The following is a 16,936-nucleotide window of genomic DNA, read 5'->3' on the forward strand; positions in this document are numbered from 1 at the left end:
CAGTTGATGGCTTCGAAACTCAGTTCAGCGAAGGATTGCGCGGGCGATAGCCGGTCTTGTCCTTGACGAAGATCTCGGCGACCTGGGAATGCCGGACCGGCTCGCCGGAATCGTCCGGCACGAGATTCTGCTCGGAGACATAGGCGACGTATTCCGACTCCGAGTTCTCCGCGAGCAGGTGATAGAACGGCTGGTCCTTGTGGGGCCGCACCTCCTCGGGGATCGACAGCCACCACTCTTCGGTGTTGTTGAATTCCGGATCGATGTCGAAGATCACGCCCCGGAACGAGAAGATCCGGTGGCGCACGACCTGTCCGATCTGGAATTTGGCGGTCCGCGCTTTAATCATTCCCCGTCGATAGACCAGGATTGTGGCCGATGCTAGTGCCCTGATCTGGAATTAACCCGCGGTTGCGGGGCAGATAGGCCCCCAATCTTCAGAAAACACTTCATCAATGGTCGATATCCTCAATCTGGCTCTACCATATTTCGGCTTGATCTTCGTTGGATTCGCCTGTGGCAAGGTCAAATCCCTGCCGGAATCGGGCCTCGCCTGGATGAACTTCTTCCTGCTCTATGTGTCGCTGCCGGCGCTGCTGTTTGCGATCATGTCGAAGACGCCGTTTTCGGAATTGAACAACCCGCCGTTCCTGGTCGCGACCACCCTGTCGACCGTTGCGGCGTTCACACTCGCGCTGGTCGTCGGCAAGGTTTTGGGCGGGCTGACGCTGCGCGAGGCGACGCTCGCCGGGCTCTCCGGCGGCTACGGCAATATCGGCTACATGGGACCGGGGCTGGCGCTCGCCGTGCTCGGGCCGAAGGCCTCCGCGCCGACTGCGCTGATCTTCTGCTGCGACAGCATCTTCCTGTTCACGATCGTGCCGTTGCTGATCGAGCTCTCCGACCGCGATCATCCCTCGATCGTGCATGCCTTCGGCGTCGTGCTGAAGCAGATCGTGCTCAACCCGCTGATCATGTCGGCCTGCTTTGGCGCGGCCTTCGCATCGCTGCATATCGAGATGCCCGTCGCACTCGATCGCACCATCACCTTCCTCCAGAACGCAGCCGCTCCGACCGCGCTGTTCGTGCTCGGCGTGACCGTGGCGCTCCGCCCGTTCGATCGGGTCCCGTGGGAAGTGCCGGGCGTGATCGCGATCAAGCTCCTGATCCATCCGCTTGCAGCTTTCGGCCTGATGCTGGCGCTCGGCCCGTTTGCGCAGCCCTGGGCCGCGACCGCCGTGCTGATGGCCTCGCTGCCGCCGGCGCTAAACGTGTTCGTCATCGCCCGGCAGAACGACGCCTGGATCGAGTCTGCCTCCGTCGCGGTGCTGCTCGGGACGTTTGCGTCCGTGGTCACGCTGACCAGCGTGATGTGGGCGATCCAGACTGGCCGGCTGGCGTTTCCTTGAGCGGCGGTTACTTCCGCCAAGTCGGCGTGAGCCCCTCGCGCATCGCAAAACGCCGGAGCGGGCCGATCGCGCCGAGCAGGTGCATGCCGACCGCGCGGACGGGCTGGAGTGGCAGGAAATCGTTGAGCAGCGAGCGGTTGGCGATGTCGATCGCAAAGGTCCGGCTCAGGATGTCCGGACGCCGCGCCCGGTCATAACGCTTGAGCACGTCTGCTGCGCCGGGATCTTGGCCTGATGCGATGGCCTCGCCTGCAAGCCTCGCAATGTCGGCGGCATCGCGGAGGCCGAGATTGAGACCCTGGGCGCCGATCGGGGGAACCACATGGGCGGCTTCGCCGACCAGCGCAATGCGGTCGCCGCCGAAGGATTTGGGACGTTCGATCGCCAGCGGGAACAGATGGCGGCCCGGCTCCACCGTCATGCGCCCGAGGATCGAATGCGACTGCTTCTCGATCGCGGCGGACAATTCCTCATCGCTCAGGCCGCGAAGCCGCTCGGCGTCCGCAGGCGCCGAGACCCAGACGACGCTGGAACGATCGCCGGGCAGGGGCACGAACACGCAAGGACCATGCGGGGTGTGGAACTCGGTCGAGACGTTGCGGTGGGGCCGCGCGTGCCCGACGTTGAAAGTCAGTGCCGTCTGGGTCAGCTCGCGCCGCGTCACCGCGATGCCGGAGGCTTCGCGGCACAGCGAATGCCGGCCGTCGGCCCCGACCACGAGGCGGGCCGAGAGAAATTGCGCAGCGGCCGTGCGGATCGCGACGTCATCGGCTTCGATGACGACAGTTTCGGCCTCGTCGTCGAAACGGACGACATCGGGCAGTTCGGCCGCGCGCGCTTCCAGCGCCAGCATCAGCGAGCGGTTGTCGATGTTGTAGCCGAAGGCATCGAGGCCGATTTCGTGGCAGGAGAACCGGACCTCCGGCGCACGAAACAGCCGGCCGGTGTCGTCGACGAGCCGCATGATTTCGAGCGCGGCCGCCTTGTCCTTGCAGCGCGGCCAGACGTCGAGGCTCTCCAGCAGATCGACGGAGGCACCGAGTAGCGCCGTGGTTCGATTGTCGGCATAAGGCATGCGACGCGCCACCAGCGCGGTCCGTGCGCCCGCCTGCGCCAATGCGATGGCGGCGCTCAGTCCCGCCGGTCCGCCGCCGATCACGGCCGCGTCAAAGAGTGTCGATGCATCTGTCATGGAACGACATTGGACATGCCCCGCGGCAAATTCAAGCCCACTCATATTTCCCTGATTTTATGACGAATTGTGCGACCAGGCGCCGCAATGGCTTATGTGCAAACCGGTGTCATTCTGATAGCAGAAGTCATGGACAGCCAAGAGGATTCCCTGAAGCCCAGGCCCGCGATCCGCGCCGCTGCCTTCTCGGTGCACATCTTCACCGCGTTCGGTGCGGCGATCGCGCTGCTGGCGATGCTTGAGGCCGTGCGTGAGCACTGGGCGGCGATGTTTCAATGGCTGGGCGTCGCCCTCATCATCGACGCGATCGACGGGCCGATCGCGCGCCGGCTCAACGTCAAGGACGTGCAGCCGAACTGGTCGGGCGACGTGCTCGACCTCGTGGTCGATTTCGTCACTTACGTCTTCGTGCCGGCCTATGCGATCGTGGCCAGCGGCTTGCTGCTGCCGGTCGCAGCTCCCCTGCTCGGCGTCGCCATCATCGTCACCAGCGCATTATATTTCGCCGATCTGCGCATGAAAGCGGACGACAATCATTTCCGCGGTTTTCCGGCGCTGTGGAATGCGGCGGCGTTCTATCTGTTTCTGCTGCACTGGCCGCCTCTGCTCTCGACGCTGCTAGTAGCGGCCCTGGTGGTGCTGACCTTCGTGCCGTTCCACGTGCTGCATCCGGTGCGCGTCGTGCGGCTGCGCTGGCTGACGATGTCGCTGATCGCCATCTGGGCTCTGCTCTCCTTCTACACGCTGCAGATGGACTTTCGCGTCGGCACCGGTGTGACTGTCGCGCTCTGCGCGATCGCGCTCTGGATCAGCTTCAGCGACGCATTGATACGGCTGACAAGATCCTTCGCATGATGCACCTGTTGACCAGCCCCGAAGCCTGGGCCGCGCTCCTCACCTTGACCGCGCTCGAGATCGTGCTCGGCATCGACAACGTCATCTTCCTGTCGGTGATCGTCTCGCGCATTCCCGAAAAGCAGGCGCACCGCGCCCGCCAGATCGGGCTCGCGCTGGCGCTGATCTTCCGCATCATCCTGCTCAGCCTCCTGGTCTGGCTGATCGGCCTGACCGCGCCGGTGTTTTCGTTTTCCGGTTACGGCTTCTCCTGGCGCGACCTCATCCTGATCGGCGGCGGTCTGTTCCTGATTGCGAAGGCGACGCACGAGATTCATGGCGAGGTCGAAGCCGATGACGGCGAGGGCGGCGAGAAGTCACCTCGTAACGCTTTCTTCTGGGTCATCGTCCAGATCGTGATCATCGACATCGTGTTCTCGCTGGACTCGATCATCACGGCGATCGGCATGGCGCAGGACCTCGAAATCATGATCGCGGCCGTCGTGATCGCCTGTCTCATCATGTACATTTCGGCCGGACCGGTGTCGCGGTTCGTCGCGGAGCATCCGACCACGAAAATGCTGGCTCTGGCCTTCCTGGTGCTGATCGGCGTCGCGCTGGTTGCGGACGGATTCCAATTCCACATCCCGCGCGGCTACATCTATTTCGCGATTGCGTTCTCGGCAGCGGTCGAGTTTTTCAACGTGCTAGCGAAACGCAACCGCAGGAAGACCGGCAAGCCGTCGGTCTAGGCGTTCCAGCCCGCGTCGAGTTGACAAGGCGGGCGCGATGTCTTTCGCTGGCCCGCGAGAAAAGGAGGTCAGGTGATGACCAAAGCCGTCCGTGTGCACAAGGTCGGAGGCCCCGAAGCCCTGGTCTATGAGAGCGTCGATGTTCCGGCGCCCGGGCCCGGCGAGGTGCGCATCGTCCAGCATGCCGTCGGCCTGAACTTCATCGACGTCTATTACCGCACCGGCCTCTACAAGGCGCCGGGGCTGCCCTTCATCGCCGGCAACGAAGCCTCGGGCGAGGTCGTCGCGGTCGGGCCGGGCGTGACGAATTTCCATCCCGGCGACCGCGTCGCCTACTACCACAATCTCGGCGCCTATACCGGGGAGCGCAACATCCCCTGGGAGCGGCTGGTCAAGCTGCCCGACCACATCACCCACGAGCAGGGCGCCGTGCTGATGCTGAAGGGGCTGACGGTGTGGTATCTCCTGCACAAGACCTTCAAGGTCGAGCCGCATCATCGCGTGCTGATCCATGCCGCGGCCGGCGGCATCGGCCTGCTTGCCTGCCAATGGGCGAGGGCCATGGGTGCCCACGTCATCGGCACCGTCGGCTCGCGCGAGAAGGCTGCGCTTGCCGAGGCCAATGGCTGCGACCATGTGATCCTCTACAACGAGGAAGACTTCGTTGCGCGCGTCAAACAGATCAGCCGCAACGAGGGCTGCGACGTGGTTTATGACGGTGTCGGCAAGGCGACGTTCCCGGGCTCGCTGTCCTGCCTGAAGCCGCGCGGGATGTTCGTCTCCTTCGGCAATGCCTCAGGCCCGGTGCCGCCGTTCTCGATCGCCGAGCTCAACACCCACGGCTCGCTGTTTGCGACCCGGCCCAAGCTCAACGACTATATCGGAACGCGCAAGGAGTTGCTGGAAGGCGCTGACACGCTGTTCGCCGCCGTCATCAACGGCAAGCTGCACGTGCCGATCAACCATGCCTACGCGCTCAAAGACGCCGCCAAGGCGCATATCGATCTCGAAAGCCGCAAGACCACGGGTGCGTCGATCTTGAAGCCGTAAAGAACGTCTTGCCGAAGTCGTCATGCCCGGGCGTGTCCCGGGCATCCACGCTCTTCGTGCCGCGCCTCAAGGCGTAGATGGCCGGGACAAGCCCGGCCATGACGGAGAAGAGAGCGGGCCGTCTACGCCACCCGCCGTGCCGCGCCGGCTCTGGTCAAGATCCCGTCGAGACAATCGATCATCTCGGCGATCTCGGCCCGCGTGACGTTCAGCGCCGGCATGAAGCGCAACGTGTCCACCTGCGGCGCGTTGAGGAGGACGCCGGCCTCGAACGCCTGCGCGACGATGCCGGGCGCGATCGGCAGCTTGAGGTCGAGCGCGAGCAGGAGCCCGCGACCTCGCACTTCCCCGAGCCCATGCCGCGCCGAGACCTTCTGCAGCTCGCTTTCGAGCAGCAGCCCGGTTTCGGTCGCCGTCTTCAGGAACTCCGGCTTGCTGACCTCGTCGAGCACCGCAAGCCCCGCCGCGCACATGATCGGGTTGCCGTTGAACGTGCCGCCCTGGTCGCCGTGCTCGAAGCAGGCCGCGCGTTCGGTCGCGAGCAGCGCCGCGAGCGGCACGCCGCCGCCGATGCCCTTGCCGAGCGTCATGATGTCGGGCGCGATGCCGGTGTGCTCGTAGTGGAAGAGCTTGCCGGTCCGGCCCATCCCGGTCTGGATCTCGTCGAAGATCAGGAGGAGGCCGTGCGCGTCGGTGAGGGCGCGCAACTCCTGCAAGAACTGATCGGTCGCCGGCCATACGCCTGATTCCCCCTGGATCGGCTCGATCATCACAGCGACGGAGTTGTCGTTGATCAGCTTTTCGACCGAGGCGATGTCGTTGAGCTTCGCCTTCTTGAAGCCGGCGACCTTTGGCTCGAACAGCGGCTCAAAGGCCTTCTTGCCCGAGGCCGACATCGTCGCCAAGGTGCGGCCGTGAAAGCCGCCTTCGAAGCTGATGATCTCGTACGCGCCACCTCGATGCAGGCTGCCATATTTGCGCGCGAGCTTGATCGCGCCCTCGTTGGCTTCCGCGCCGGAATTGGCAAAGAACACCTGGTCGAACGCGCTGTCTGCAACCAGCGCCTGCGCGAGCTTCAGGCTTGGCTCGTTGTAGAAGGCGGGGCTTGGCGTCAGCAGCCGCTTGGCCTGCACGGCAAGCGCGTTGGCGATCGCGGGCGGGGAGTGGCCGAGGCAGTTGACCGCCCAGCCCTGTACGAAATCGAGATAGCGCTTGCGGCTGTCGTCCCAGAGGTAGGAGCCGGCGCCGCGAACGAACACGGCCTTGGGCCGAGCGGTGATGTCCATCAACGCGTCATACGGATGGGTGGCGGTGGTCATGTCGAACTCCTCTGGAGGCGGGTGGAAAAGGGGGCGCGAAAAGCAAGAAGGCCGCACCTTGCGGGTGCGGCCTTCTCGAAAACCTACGCTGAATTCAGTGCTTCAGCGGCGTCGTCGGACATGGCGCACCCTCTCATCGTCGCGGAAGCGACGGCGGAGCATTTCGGTGCGCTGATGGGTCCGAGCGTTGATCATGGGGCGCGGCAATACATGCGAATGGCCGTGCTTGTCAAGCGCCGCCTTGCAGACCACACGCCCAGCGTGCATGGGGCAGGAGAGAGATGCGCGCCGGGAAACCATTACGTCTCTAGCGCGTTTGTGATCAGCGAACGCGAATTGGCTCGAACCGAACGCCTGACGGTTCGGACCAAGAGGGGCGGGACCAACCAGATAGTTTTAAGCCTTGTCCGACACGCCTTATTCGATCGACCTCGACAGCATTCGCGGCGCGTTTCCGCCGGGCATCGAGGCGCCGCCGCTGTTGCTGGACTTTGCCGGCTGGCTGAAGGGACGGCCCTGGGGCAGCGTCGGCTGCTTCTCGCTGCAGGGCCAGTTTTCCGATCAGGCGCCTATTGTTGACGGCAGTCCCTTGCGCGACCGGTTTTCGCTGTTCATGCGGCTGTCGGATGGCTCGGCTGTTGGCGGCTGGTATGGCGCGGGTCTCGACCGCGACAATCCGCCGATCGTGGGGCTTGGGTCCGAGGGCGATCACGAGCTGCTGGCGCCGAGCCTCGATGGTCTGCTGGCAAAACTGACATCACAGCAATTCGACAACGCTTGGAGCGATCTGAAGCCACATGACGAGGTCGAATGCCAGACGGTCGAACTCGCGCAGTGGCTGACAGGACGGCCGACCGGGGAGACGGCGGCGGCCGATAACCATCCCTCGGAGCTGCCCGACTTTCGCGGCTTCATGGAAAGATGGAGCCGGGAGCGCGAAGACTATTGGGCCAATCATCGCCTGATGGCCGAGCTCGGCTGGCGCCTGGCCGCGCATCTCCCCAAGGGCAAGAACGCCTGGGACAAGACGCATTTCGAGGTCGCGATCGTCGGCAAGCAGTACGAGGCGCGCGTCCTGTCGCGCGGGCCGCAGCCGTTCGAGGAAGCCGCCTCGATCGAATCCCTGCTGCGCGATCTGCGTGAGGAGATGCGCCGCGCACAGCCCGAGCTCGGGCTGTGGTACGCCATGAAATTCGGTCTCTATGCCGACGGCCGCGTCATGCCGAACTTCGAATATGATGTGCGCCCGACCATCGAGGGCGAGCCCGCGAAGCTGTCGGAGGCGCAAGCCGATCTTGCCCGCGCCCCGCGCCCGGAGCGCTGGGTGCCGAAATGGCTGGCGGAATCTTGAAGCTCGGAGTGCCGCGACGCTGCCGCCCAGCCGGCGCGCCGAAATCTTTGCACCTTCGATCCCCCTTGACTTAGAGCGCGCTCGAAGGGGTATCTGTACGTGCGTCAGTACGAGAACGGGCACACATGAAGATCGGCGACCTCGCAAAACGGACCGGCCTGTCGACGCACACGCTGCGCTATTATGAGCGCATCGGGCTGCTTCCATACGCCGACCGGGATCGCTCCGGCCAGCGCGACTTTGACGCATCGATCCTCACATGGATCGCATTCCTTGGGCGGCTCAAGACCACGGGAATGCCGATCCGGGACATGTTGCGTTACGCGGCGCTTCGGGATGAAGGCGACGCTACCGGCACAAGCCGGCGGCAGATTCTGGAAGTCCACCGGGAACAGGTACGCACGCAGATTGCCGAACTCCAGGAATGCCTGCTCGTCCTTGATACCAAGATCGCCGGCTATGCCAGCGACGAACAGAGGACGAAGGAAAATGACGCACGCCCAAACACAAGACGAAAGCCGCTTCGATCGCGGTCAGCGGGCCCTGTCACGTATTGACGGCAGTGCCGGCGAAAAGGTCGTCGCCTCACTCGCCGACATAGCTCCGGATTTCGCACGATACGTGATCGAGTTTCCGTTCGGCGACATTTACTGCCGCCCGGACCTCGGCCTGCGCGATCGAGAGATCGCCACGATCGCCGCGCTGACGGCGCTCGGAAATGCCGCGCCTCAGCTCAAAGTGCATCTCGAGGCGGGTCTGAACGTCGGCCTGTCTCGCGACGAGATCGTGGAGATCATGATGCAGATGGCCGTCTATGCGGGCTTCCCGGCGGCGCTGAACGGGCTGTTCGCAGCCAAGGAAGTGTTCGCCGCACGCGACGAACAGCAGGCGTCGGGAGAAGCGACATGACCTCGTAGTTCGGGCACGCCCAGCCTGAACGCCGGCTGGTGGAAAATGCCTAAGGCGCGCCGGTCTTGCCGGCGTGCCGCGACCGGAATCTCAGAATCCCGCGACGCTGCCGTGGAGGTCGTACTGGTCCGCGCGCTCGATCTTGGCGGTGACGATCTCGCCGACGCGCAAGGGGCGGCGGCTCGACAGGTAGACGGCGCCGTCGATCTCGGGCGCATCAGCCTTGGAGCGGCCCCTTGCGACGGTCGGGCCGACCTCGTCGATGATGATCTGCTGGCGCGTGCCGACCTTGCGCTTCAGCCTGCGCGCAGAGATTTTCTGCTGGCGCGCCATCAGTGCATTGTAGCGCTCCTGCTTGATCTCTTCCGGCACGGGGTTCTCGATCGCATTCGCCGTGGCGCCGGCGACCGGCTCGTACTTGAAGCAGCCGAGCCGATCGATCTCGGCTTCGTCCAGCCAGTCGAGGAGATAGGCAAAGTCCGCATCGGTCTCGCCGGGGAAGCCGACGATGAAGGTCGAGCGCAAAGCGAGATCAGGACATTGCTCGCGCCAGCGCTTGATGCGCGCCAGCGTCTTGTCCTGCGCCGCCGGGCGCTTCATGGCCTTCAGTACTTCGGGGCTCGCATGCTGGAACGGGATGTCGAGATAGGGCAGCACCTTGCCCTCGTTCATCAGCGCGATGACCTCGTCGACATGCGGGTAGGGGTAGACATATTGCAGCCGGACCCAGGCGCCGAGCTCGCCGAGCTCGCGCGCGAGGTCGATGAATTTGGCGCGGACCTGGCGATCCTTCCACGGGCTCTCGGCGTATTTCAGATCGACGCCATAGGCCGAAGTGTCCTGCGAGATCACCAGCAGCTCTTTCACGCCGGCGTCGACCAGGCGCTCGGCCTCGCGCAGCACGTCGTTGGCCGGTCGCGAGACCAGGTCGCCGCGCAGCTTCGGGATGATGCAGAAGGTGCAGCGGTTGTTGCAGCCCTCGGAGATTTTCAGATAGGCGTAGTGCCGCGGCGTCAGCTTGATGCCTTGCGGCGGCACCAGATCGAGATGCGGATTGTGGGCGGGCGGCAGCGCGCGATGCACGGCGTCCAGCACGCTCTCATATTGCTGCGGGCCGGTGATGGAGAGCACGCCGGGATAGGCCTGCTCGATCTGCTCGGGTTCCGCCCCCATGCAACCGGTCACGATCACCTTGCCGTTCTCGGCCATGGCCTCGCCGATCGCCGAGAGCGATTCCTGCTTGGCGCTGTCGAGGAAGCCGCAGGTGTTGACGATGACGATGTCGGCCCCGTCATGCTTGCGGGCGAGCTCGTAGCCCTCGGCGCGCAGACGCGTGATGATGCGCTCGGAATCCACCAAAGCCTTGGGGCACCCGAGCGACACGAAGCTGACCTTCGGCGCAGCCGTCTGATCCATATCCAAATCTGCCTGATTGACAGGGTTGAGCTAGTCCCAATTGCCCATAATTACAACCCTTTGCATGGCTCGCGGGCATGCTATGGATGAATCACTGGTGGTGAGTGAGCAATGAGCGCCGAACAGTCGCCCAAAATCGTGATCGTCGACGAAAGCCCGATCCGGGCTGCGATCCTCGAAGAAGGGTTGCGGGAGGCCGGATTTACGCAGATCGTCCATATCCGCGAGATGCAGAGCCTGCTCGCCCGGATTTATGCGGTCGATCCCGACATCATCCTGATCGATCTGGAAAACCCCAGCCGCGACGTGCTGGAAGCGATGTTCCAGGTCAGCCGCGCCGTGAAGCGGCCGATCGCGATGTTCGTCGACCAGAGCGATTCATCCTCGATCCAGGCCTCGGTCGAGGCGGGGGTCTCCGCCTATATCGTCGACGGGCTGAGGAAGGAGCGCATCAAGCCGATCCTCGACCTCTGCGTGTCGCGCTTCAATGCCTTCGCAAAACTCCAGGAGGAACTGGAGCGTACCAAGTCGCAGCTCGAGGATCGCAAGGTCATCGAGAAGGCCAAGGGCATCCTGATGAAGGTGAAAGGCCTCACCGAGGACGAGGCCTATGTGCTGCTGCGCTCCACTGCGATGCGCGAGAAGAAGAAAATCGGCGAGATCGCCCAGTCGATCATCACCGCGTCGGAGATGCTGAAATGACCGCTCCCCTCCGCATCGGGTTCATTCCGCTGGTCGATGCCGCAGCGCTGATCGTTGCCGTCGACAAGGGATTTGCCGCGGCTGAAGGGCTCGAGGTCGAACTGGTCCGCGAGGTCTCCTGGTCCAACGTCCGCGACAAGCTCAATATCGGCTTGTTCGACGCCGCGCATCTGCTCGCTCCCGTCGCGATTGCGTCCTCGCTCGGGCTCGGCCACGTCAAGGTGCCGATCGCGGCGCCCTTCAATCTCGGCATCAACGGCAACGCGATCACGGTCTCGCCGGCGCTTCATACCGCGCTGATGGAGGAGATCGACGGCGACCGCTTCGATCCGCTCGCCACGGCAAAAGCGTTGGCGCGCGTGGTCACCAAGCGGCGCAAGGCTGGGGCCGATCCGTTGACCTTCGGCATGACCTTCCCGTTCTCGACCCACAATTATCAATTGCGGTTCTGGATGGCGGCGGCCGGCGTCGATCCCGACGAGGACGTGCGGCTGGTCGTGCTGCCGCCGCCCTATATGGTCGACAGTCTTGCCAATGGGCATGTCGATGCGTTCTGCGTCGGTGCGCCCTGGAATTCGATCGCGGTCGATCTCGGGATCGGCCACATCCTGCATTTCGTCTCCGACATCCTGGCCCATGCGGCGGAGAAGGTGCTGGCGCTCCGCCAGGTCTGGGCCGACAAGAATCCCGACGTGGTAGCCAGCCTGGTGCGCGCGGCGGTGAAAGCCGCCGAGTTCATCGAGCATCCCGAAAACCGGACCGAAGCGGCGCAGATCCTGGCGCAGCCGGAGCGGATCGGCGTCGATGCCGAAGTCATCCAGCGCACCCTCACGGGGCGCCTCAAGATTTCGCCGGACGGCACCTTTCGCGAGAGCGGCAGCTACCTCCTGGTGGGACGCGAGGAAGCAGGGCGCCCCGATCCGGTCCAGGCCGCCTGGCTCTATGCGCAGATGGTGCGCTGGGGGCAGACGACGCTGACGCCCGACGGCGTCAAGACGGCGATGGCCGTGTTCAGGCCCGATCTCTACGACGGCGCCCTCGGGCGCCGGCCGCCCGCCCAAGCCCCCGCGGCATTCGGCGCATTCGCCGGCCCCGCCTTCGATCCCGCCAATATTCGGGGGCATCTCGAGGCCTTCGAGGTGGGCCGCTGGAAGGTGTGATTCGGGTCTGCATCGTTTTTGAGCGCTGGAGATCCGAGTCTAAATTTTAGGCCGACTGCTCGAATTTCATAAGAGTTCCGGAGCCCAGAGTTCCCCGGCGCGCTCTTAATTACCTGATACCTCACACATTTTCATTTCATCGAAGCTGGCACGCAACTTGAATGTTGCAGTGCGGCCAGCCTGTCACAGATGCCTGCTGCGCCAGTCCCCAGCAACGAAGCTGTTCGGACCGCTGGGTGCGCAGCCGGCTCTCGAGCCAGCCGAGCTCCTCGCGGGTCGTGCACTTTCCGTCGATACCACCCAGGTGGCCGCAGGAGCTTCGTTACTGACCATGAAACTCGACACCGTCTCAGTCGACTTTACCGACGACCAGAAACGCTACCTTGAAGGCTTCACGACCGGTCTGCAGATCAGTCGCGTCGGTCGCGGTCTCGGCGGCGGCGCCGGCAAGGCGAACGCCGAGCCGACCGGTCCCGATGCCGTGCACATCAAGGCGCAGGACAAGGTGATCGCCGCGGGCAAGAAGCTCGCCGACCAGGAGAAGGTCAAGCGCGACGAGCATCCCTTCGATGCCTATCCGCGTCTCCGCCAGCAGGCGCTCGATAATACGCCGCCAAGCCCGGCGGACAATTTCCGCTGGCGCTATTACGGCATCTTCTACGTCGCGCCGACGCAGGACTCCTACATGTGCCGTCTGCGCATTCCGAACGGCATCATGAAGCACTGGCAACTGTCCGGCCTTGCCGACCTCGCCGATGAAACCTGCGGGCCCTACAGCCACGTCACGACGCGTGCCAATCTCCAGCTTCGCGAGATCCCGCCGAAGAACGCCGTGAAGCTGATCGAGGGCATACAGGATCTCGGCCTGTGCTCGCGCGGCTCCGGCGCCGACAACATCCGCAACGTGACGGGAACGCCGACGGCGGGCATCGATCCGCAGGAGCTGATCGACACGCGGCCTTATGCGCGCGAGTGGCACTACCACATCCTGAACGATCGCTCGTTGTATGGCTTGCCGCGCAAGTTCAACGTCGCCTTCGACGGCGCCGGCAAGATCGCGGTGCTCGAGGAGACCAACGACATCGCCTTCACGGCGTATGAGGTGAAGGATGGGTTCGGCGTCGAACCCGGGATCTGGTTCCGCCTCGGCCTCGGCGGCATCACCGGCCACAAGGACTTTGCGAAATATTCCGGCATCGTCGTCAAGCCTGAAGACGCTACCGCCGTTGCCGACGCCATCGTGCGCGTCTTCATCGAGCACGGCGACCGCACCAACCGCAACAAGGCGCGGTTGAAATACGTGCTCGACGCCATGGGCCATGACGGCTTTCTCAAGCTGGTCGAAGAGCGGCTGAAGACGCCGTTCACGCGCGTGACGGAAGAGGCGTTTGCGCCGCGGCCGGCCGCGGACCGCATGGCGCATATCGGCGTGCACAAGCAGAAGCAGGACGGCTTGAACTGGATCGGCGTGTCGCTGACGCTCGGCAAGATCAGCTGCGATCAGATGCGGGGTCTCGCCAAGGTGGCGCTGGACCTCGGTGACGGCGAGATCCGTCTGACCGTCTGGCAGAACCTGCTGATATCAGGGGTGCGTGACGAGAATGTCGAGCTTGCCGTTGCGGCGATCAAGCAGATCGGGCTCGCGGCCGAGGCCTCGCACATCCGCGCCGGCCTGATCGCCTGCACCGGCAATGCCGGTTGCCGCTTTGCCGCCTCCAACACCAAGCGTCACGCCGCCGAGATCGGCGAATGGTGCGAGCCGCGCGTCGAGATGGACAAGCCGGTCAACATCCACGTCACCGGCTGCCACCATTCCTGTGCCCAGCACTACATCAGCGACATCGGTCTGATCGGGGCGCGCGTGCCTGTCAACGAGGAGGACACGGTGGAGGGCTATCATCTCTTCACCGGCGGCGGGTTCGGTCCTGACGCCGACGTCGGTCAGGAGGTCTATCACGACCTCAAGGCCGAGGACGCGCCGAAGACGGTCGAAGGGCTGCTCAAGGCCTATATCGCCCATCGCTCGTCTCCTGACGAAACCTTCCTGTCCTTTGCGCGCCGCCACGACGGCGAGACGCTGCGCAAGCTTGCCGATGCCGAGGTGTCCTCATGAACCAGATCAGCCCTCCACCCAAACTCGACATTATTCCCACGAGCGCCCCGTTCTCCGACGCGCAACGCTCCTGGCTGAACGGCTTCTTTGCCGGGCTGCTGTCGCCTGAGGCGGCCACGCCGCTGTCGGCGGAGCAGGGCGCCGCGGTCATGCAGGCTGCTGACGGTGACGACGGTGAAGCGCCGTGGCACGACCAGACCATGCCGATCGCCGATCGGATGAAGCTCGCCGAAGGCCGTCCCGTGCGGCGCAAGATGATGGCGGCGATGGCGCAGCAGGATTGCGGGCAGTGCGGCTACAATTGCCACGACTATTCGGAGGCGATCGCGAGCCGCAGTGAAGCGCGCCTCAACCTCTGCGTCCCCGGTGGCAAGGAAACCGCACGGATGCTGAAGTCGTTGCACGAAGAGCTGGACAAGGCGCCGGCGGCAAAGCCGGCTGACAAGCAAGACGCGGTGGCGGCCCCCGCCGTGACCGTGACGATCGCCGAGCCCGGCCGCTCGCGGGACAACCCCGTTGCGGCGACCTTCCTGTCGCGCCGTCTTCTCAACAAGGGAAAGTCCGAGAAGGAAACCTATCACGTCGAGTTCGATCTCTCCGAGAGCAAACTCGACTACGTCGTCGGTGACAGTTTTGGCGTGTTCGCGCGGAACGAGCTCGGCCTCGTCGACCAGGTCATCGCGTTGCTCGGTGCCTCCCACACCACGAAGGTCAACGGCAAGACGCTGCGCGAGGTGCTGATCGACGACGTCTCGTTGTCGCCGGCGCCCGACACGCTATTCGAACTGCTCTCCTTCATCACCGGCGGCGCGCAGCGCGAGAAGGCGCGGGCGCTGGCACAGGGCGAGGATCCCGATGGCGATGCCGCAACGCTCGACGTCATGGCGGCGCTGCAGAAGTTCTCGGGCACGCGGCCGCATCCCGAAGCCTTCGTGGAGGCGCTCGAGCCGCTGCAGCCGCGGCTCTATTCGATCTCGTCCTCGCACAATGCGACGCCTGGAAAGCTGTCGCTGACGGTCGATTCCGTGCGCTACGTGATCGGCAAACGCAAGCGCATCGGCGTTGCCTCGACCTTCCTCGGCGAGCGCATCGCTGAGGGCGAGAAGCTCAAGGTCTATGTGCAGAAGGCGCACAATTTCGGCCTGCCGCAGGATCCGAAGACGCCGATCATCATGATCGGGCCCGGCACCGGCATTGCGCCGTTCCGCGCCTTCCTGTTCGACCGCAAGGCGACCGGTGCGCCTGGCAAGAACTGGCTGTTCTTCGGCCATCAGCGCAGCGATTGCGACTTCTTCTACCAGGAGGAGCTCAACGCGATGAAGACCTCGGGCCTGCTCACGCGTATGTCGCTGGCCTGGTCGCGCGACGGCGAGAAGAAGTTCTATGTGCAGGACCGCATGCGCGAGGTCGGCCGCGAGGTGTGGACGTGGCTCGCCGAGGGGGCGCATTTCTACATCTGCGGCGATGCCAAACGCATGGCCAAGGACGTCGAGCGTGCACTGGTCGATATCGTCGCCCAATTCGGGGCGCGTTCGACCGACGAAGCCGTCAGTTTTGTCGCAGAACTCAAGAAGACGGGCCGCTTCCAGGCTGACGTCTACTAGATGTCATCCTACGGTCATCCGAGCCGGTTCCAACTGGCTCGGATTTGAGCGAATAAGATTCTCGGAAGTGGCGGGCGAGGAGAATTTGCTCCTGCGATGCGGGGTTTTCAGAGAACCCGCATCGCTATTTCCGCCGGTCTCTTGCCCGCCACCCCGGTTGATCCTTCATAATGGTCCGAATGGGGCGTTGGAGATCGACCATGCGCGAACTATCGGCGGAAGCCAGGCTGCACTTCTACGCGCGCTCGCTCTCGCGGCGGACCGGTGCGAGCGTGCATCATGCCGCAATGTACAGCGCCTTCGCCGTCATCGCCGTGATCGTGTTCGGCACGCTGTCGGTACACCCGTTCTGATCACGCTCCGCGCTTGAACGGCGCGACCTCGATCCCTGCATCCTTCAAAGCCTGCCGCAGACCGCGCGCGATGTCGACGGCGCCCGGCGTATCGCCGTGGATGCAGACCGTGTCGGTGCGCATCTTGATGACCTTGCCGGTGACCGAGACCACCGCGCCGTCCTGCACCATGCGCACCACGCGGTCGGCGATGGCCTTGGCGTCATGCAGCACTGCACCGGGCTTCTTGCGCGAGACGAGATTGCCGTCGTCCTCATAGGCGCGGTCGGCGAACACCTCGTGCACCATCGGCAGATTGGCGGCTTCGCCGGCCTTCACCAGCTTGGAATTGGCGAGCACGACGAAAATCAGGCTCGGGTCGACCGCCTTGATGCCGGCGGCGATCGCCTTCGCCGTCATGTCGTCCTCGCAGGCGACGTTGGAGAGCGCGCCATGCGCCTTCACATGCGTTACCTTGTGGCCGGCCGCGGTCGCGATCGCCTGCAGCGCGCCGATCTGGTAGGCGACGAGGTTCTCGATCTCGGAGGCCTTCAGGCCCGCGATCGGATGGCGGCCGAAGCCGTGCAGGTCGCGATAGCCAGGATGCGCGCCGACCGAGACGCCGCGCGCCTTCGCCAGCTCGACCGTTCGGCGCATGATGTCGGGGTCGCCCGCGTGGAAGCCGCAGGCGACGTTGACCGAGCTCGCCAGCTCGATCATGGCGGCATCATTGCCCATCTCCCAAGCGCCAAAACCTTCGCCGAGATCGCAATTGAGATCGATCGTCTTCATG

General features: G+C 64.3%; 17 protein-coding genes. 12 read left to right on the top strand and 5 right to left on the bottom strand.

Translation table 11 applies throughout. From position 1 onward, the window contains the following. Positions 1 to 19: 19 nt before the first annotated feature. The gene (hspQ, locus tag IVB50_RS17480; RefSeq protein WP_018457927.1) at positions 20 to 349 is read right to left on the bottom strand and encodes a heat shock protein HspQ; all 330 of its coding nucleotides are present in this window, start codon (positions 347 to 349) and stop codon (positions 20 to 22) included. A gap of 106 nt (positions 350 to 455) precedes the next feature. Between hspQ and IVB50_RS17485 the strand changes: the two genes are divergently transcribed. Next, entirely contained in the window at positions 456 to 1,409 is a 954-nt protein-coding gene (locus IVB50_RS17485) for an AEC family transporter (protein ID WP_204511255.1), read from the top strand. 7 nt (positions 1,410 to 1,416) lie between these two features. Here the strand turns inward: IVB50_RS17485 and IVB50_RS17490 are convergent, their stop codons facing one another. Continuing rightward, positions 1,417 to 2,601 (bottom strand): UbiH/UbiF family hydroxylase, encoded by a 1,185-nt coding sequence (locus IVB50_RS17490; RefSeq protein ID WP_018457925.1) that lies wholly within the window; start codon positions 2,599 to 2,601, stop codon positions 1,417 to 1,419. Positions 2,602 to 2,688: 87 nt separating this feature from the next. On the opposite strand from IVB50_RS17490, the gene pcsA reads away from it, so the two are divergent. From pcsA to IVB50_RS17505, 3 genes are all read left to right on the top strand, one after another. Beyond that, positions 2,689 to 3,456: a phosphatidylcholine synthase gene (gene pcsA, locus IVB50_RS17495; protein WP_085353096.1), complete on the top strand. Its 768-nt coding sequence runs from the start codon at positions 2,689 to 2,691 to the stop codon at positions 3,454 to 3,456. Further along, positions 3,453 to 4,187, top strand: coding sequence for a TerC family protein (locus IVB50_RS17500; RefSeq protein ID WP_018457923.1), 735 nt, complete (start codon positions 3,453 to 3,455; stop codon positions 4,185 to 4,187). The genes pcsA and IVB50_RS17500 overlap by 4 nt, the downstream gene beginning before the upstream one ends. A gap of 75 nt (positions 4,188 to 4,262) precedes the next feature. Next, the gene (locus IVB50_RS17505) at positions 4,263 to 5,237 is read left to right on the top strand and encodes a quinone oxidoreductase (protein ID WP_018457922.1); all 975 of its coding nucleotides are present in this window, start codon (positions 4,263 to 4,265) and stop codon (positions 5,235 to 5,237) included. 122 nt (positions 5,238 to 5,359) lie between these two features. Here IVB50_RS17505 and IVB50_RS17510 read toward each other — a convergent pair whose 3' ends face one another. After that, positions 5,360 to 6,556 (bottom strand): acetylornithine transaminase, encoded by a 1,197-nt coding sequence (locus IVB50_RS17510; RefSeq protein WP_085384082.1) that lies wholly within the window; start codon positions 6,554 to 6,556, stop codon positions 5,360 to 5,362. Positions 6,557 to 6,959: 403 nt separating this feature from the next. Here IVB50_RS17510 and IVB50_RS17515 point away from each other — a divergent pair, with 403 nt between their 5' ends. From IVB50_RS17515 to IVB50_RS17525, 3 genes are all read left to right on the top strand, one after another. Then, positions 6,960 to 7,907, top strand: coding sequence for a hypothetical protein (locus IVB50_RS17515; RefSeq protein ID WP_247296685.1), 948 nt, complete (start codon positions 6,960 to 6,962; stop codon positions 7,905 to 7,907). Positions 7,908 to 8,032: 125 nt separating this feature from the next. After that, positions 8,033 to 8,464 (top strand): MerR family transcriptional regulator, encoded by a 432-nt coding sequence (locus IVB50_RS17520; protein WP_018457919.1) that lies wholly within the window; start codon positions 8,033 to 8,035, stop codon positions 8,462 to 8,464. Continuing rightward, complete coding sequence (locus tag IVB50_RS17525) at positions 8,397 to 8,816, top strand: carboxymuconolactone decarboxylase family protein (RefSeq protein WP_026233462.1); 420 nt, start codon at positions 8,397 to 8,399, stop codon at positions 8,814 to 8,816. Before IVB50_RS17520 ends, IVB50_RS17525 begins: the two co-directional genes overlap by 68 nt. A 90-nt stretch (positions 8,817 to 8,906) precedes the next feature. On the opposite strand, the gene rimO is transcribed toward IVB50_RS17525, so the two are convergent. Further along, positions 8,907 to 10,232, bottom strand: a complete 1,326-nt coding sequence (rimO, locus tag IVB50_RS17530; protein WP_018457917.1) for a 30S ribosomal protein S12 methylthiotransferase RimO — start codon at positions 10,230 to 10,232, stop codon at positions 8,907 to 8,909. A 111-nt stretch (positions 10,233 to 10,343) separates the two neighbouring features. Here rimO and IVB50_RS17535 point away from each other — a divergent pair, with 111 nt between their 5' ends. The 5 genes from IVB50_RS17535 (at position 10,344) to IVB50_RS17555 (ending at position 16,164) form a co-directional block, all read left to right on the top strand. Further along, positions 10,344 to 10,934, top strand: a complete 591-nt coding sequence (locus tag IVB50_RS17535) for an ANTAR domain-containing protein (RefSeq protein WP_007590901.1) — start codon at positions 10,344 to 10,346, stop codon at positions 10,932 to 10,934. Next, on the top strand, positions 10,931 to 12,094 hold the full coding sequence (locus IVB50_RS17540) for a CmpA/NrtA family ABC transporter substrate-binding protein (protein ID WP_018457916.1): 1,164 nt from the start codon (positions 10,931 to 10,933) through the stop codon (positions 12,092 to 12,094). Before IVB50_RS17535 ends, IVB50_RS17540 begins: the two co-directional genes overlap by 4 nt. Before the next feature lie 331 nt (positions 12,095 to 12,425). Continuing rightward, positions 12,426 to 14,207: a NirA family protein gene (locus IVB50_RS17545; protein WP_018457915.1), complete on the top strand. Its 1,782-nt coding sequence runs from the start codon at positions 12,426 to 12,428 to the stop codon at positions 14,205 to 14,207. Beyond that, positions 14,204 to 15,811 carry a sulfite reductase subunit alpha gene (locus IVB50_RS17550; protein ID WP_247296687.1) on the top strand — a complete coding sequence of 536 codons (1,608 nt, stop codon included), beginning with the start codon at positions 14,204 to 14,206 and terminating at the stop codon, positions 15,809 to 15,811. The genes IVB50_RS17545 and IVB50_RS17550 overlap by 4 nt, the downstream gene beginning before the upstream one ends. A 200-nt stretch (positions 15,812 to 16,011) precedes the next feature. Beyond that, a complete protein-coding gene (locus IVB50_RS17555; protein ID WP_247296689.1) occupies positions 16,012 to 16,164 on the top strand; it encodes a hypothetical protein in 153 nt (50 codons plus the stop codon). Here IVB50_RS17555 and IVB50_RS17560 read toward each other — a convergent pair whose 3' ends face one another. Further along, on the bottom strand, positions 16,165 to 16,935 hold the full coding sequence (locus tag IVB50_RS17560) for a 5-oxoprolinase subunit PxpA (protein ID WP_018457913.1): 771 nt from the start codon (positions 16,933 to 16,935) through the stop codon (positions 16,165 to 16,167). It abuts the gene before it with no gap. Position 16,936: the final 1 nt, after the last annotated feature.

The sequence above is a fragment of the Bradyrhizobium sp. 87 genome, from assembly GCF_023073015.1.
In the GTDB taxonomy this organism is placed as follows: Bacteria; Pseudomonadota; Alphaproteobacteria; order Rhizobiales; family Xanthobacteraceae; genus Bradyrhizobium; species Bradyrhizobium canariense_D.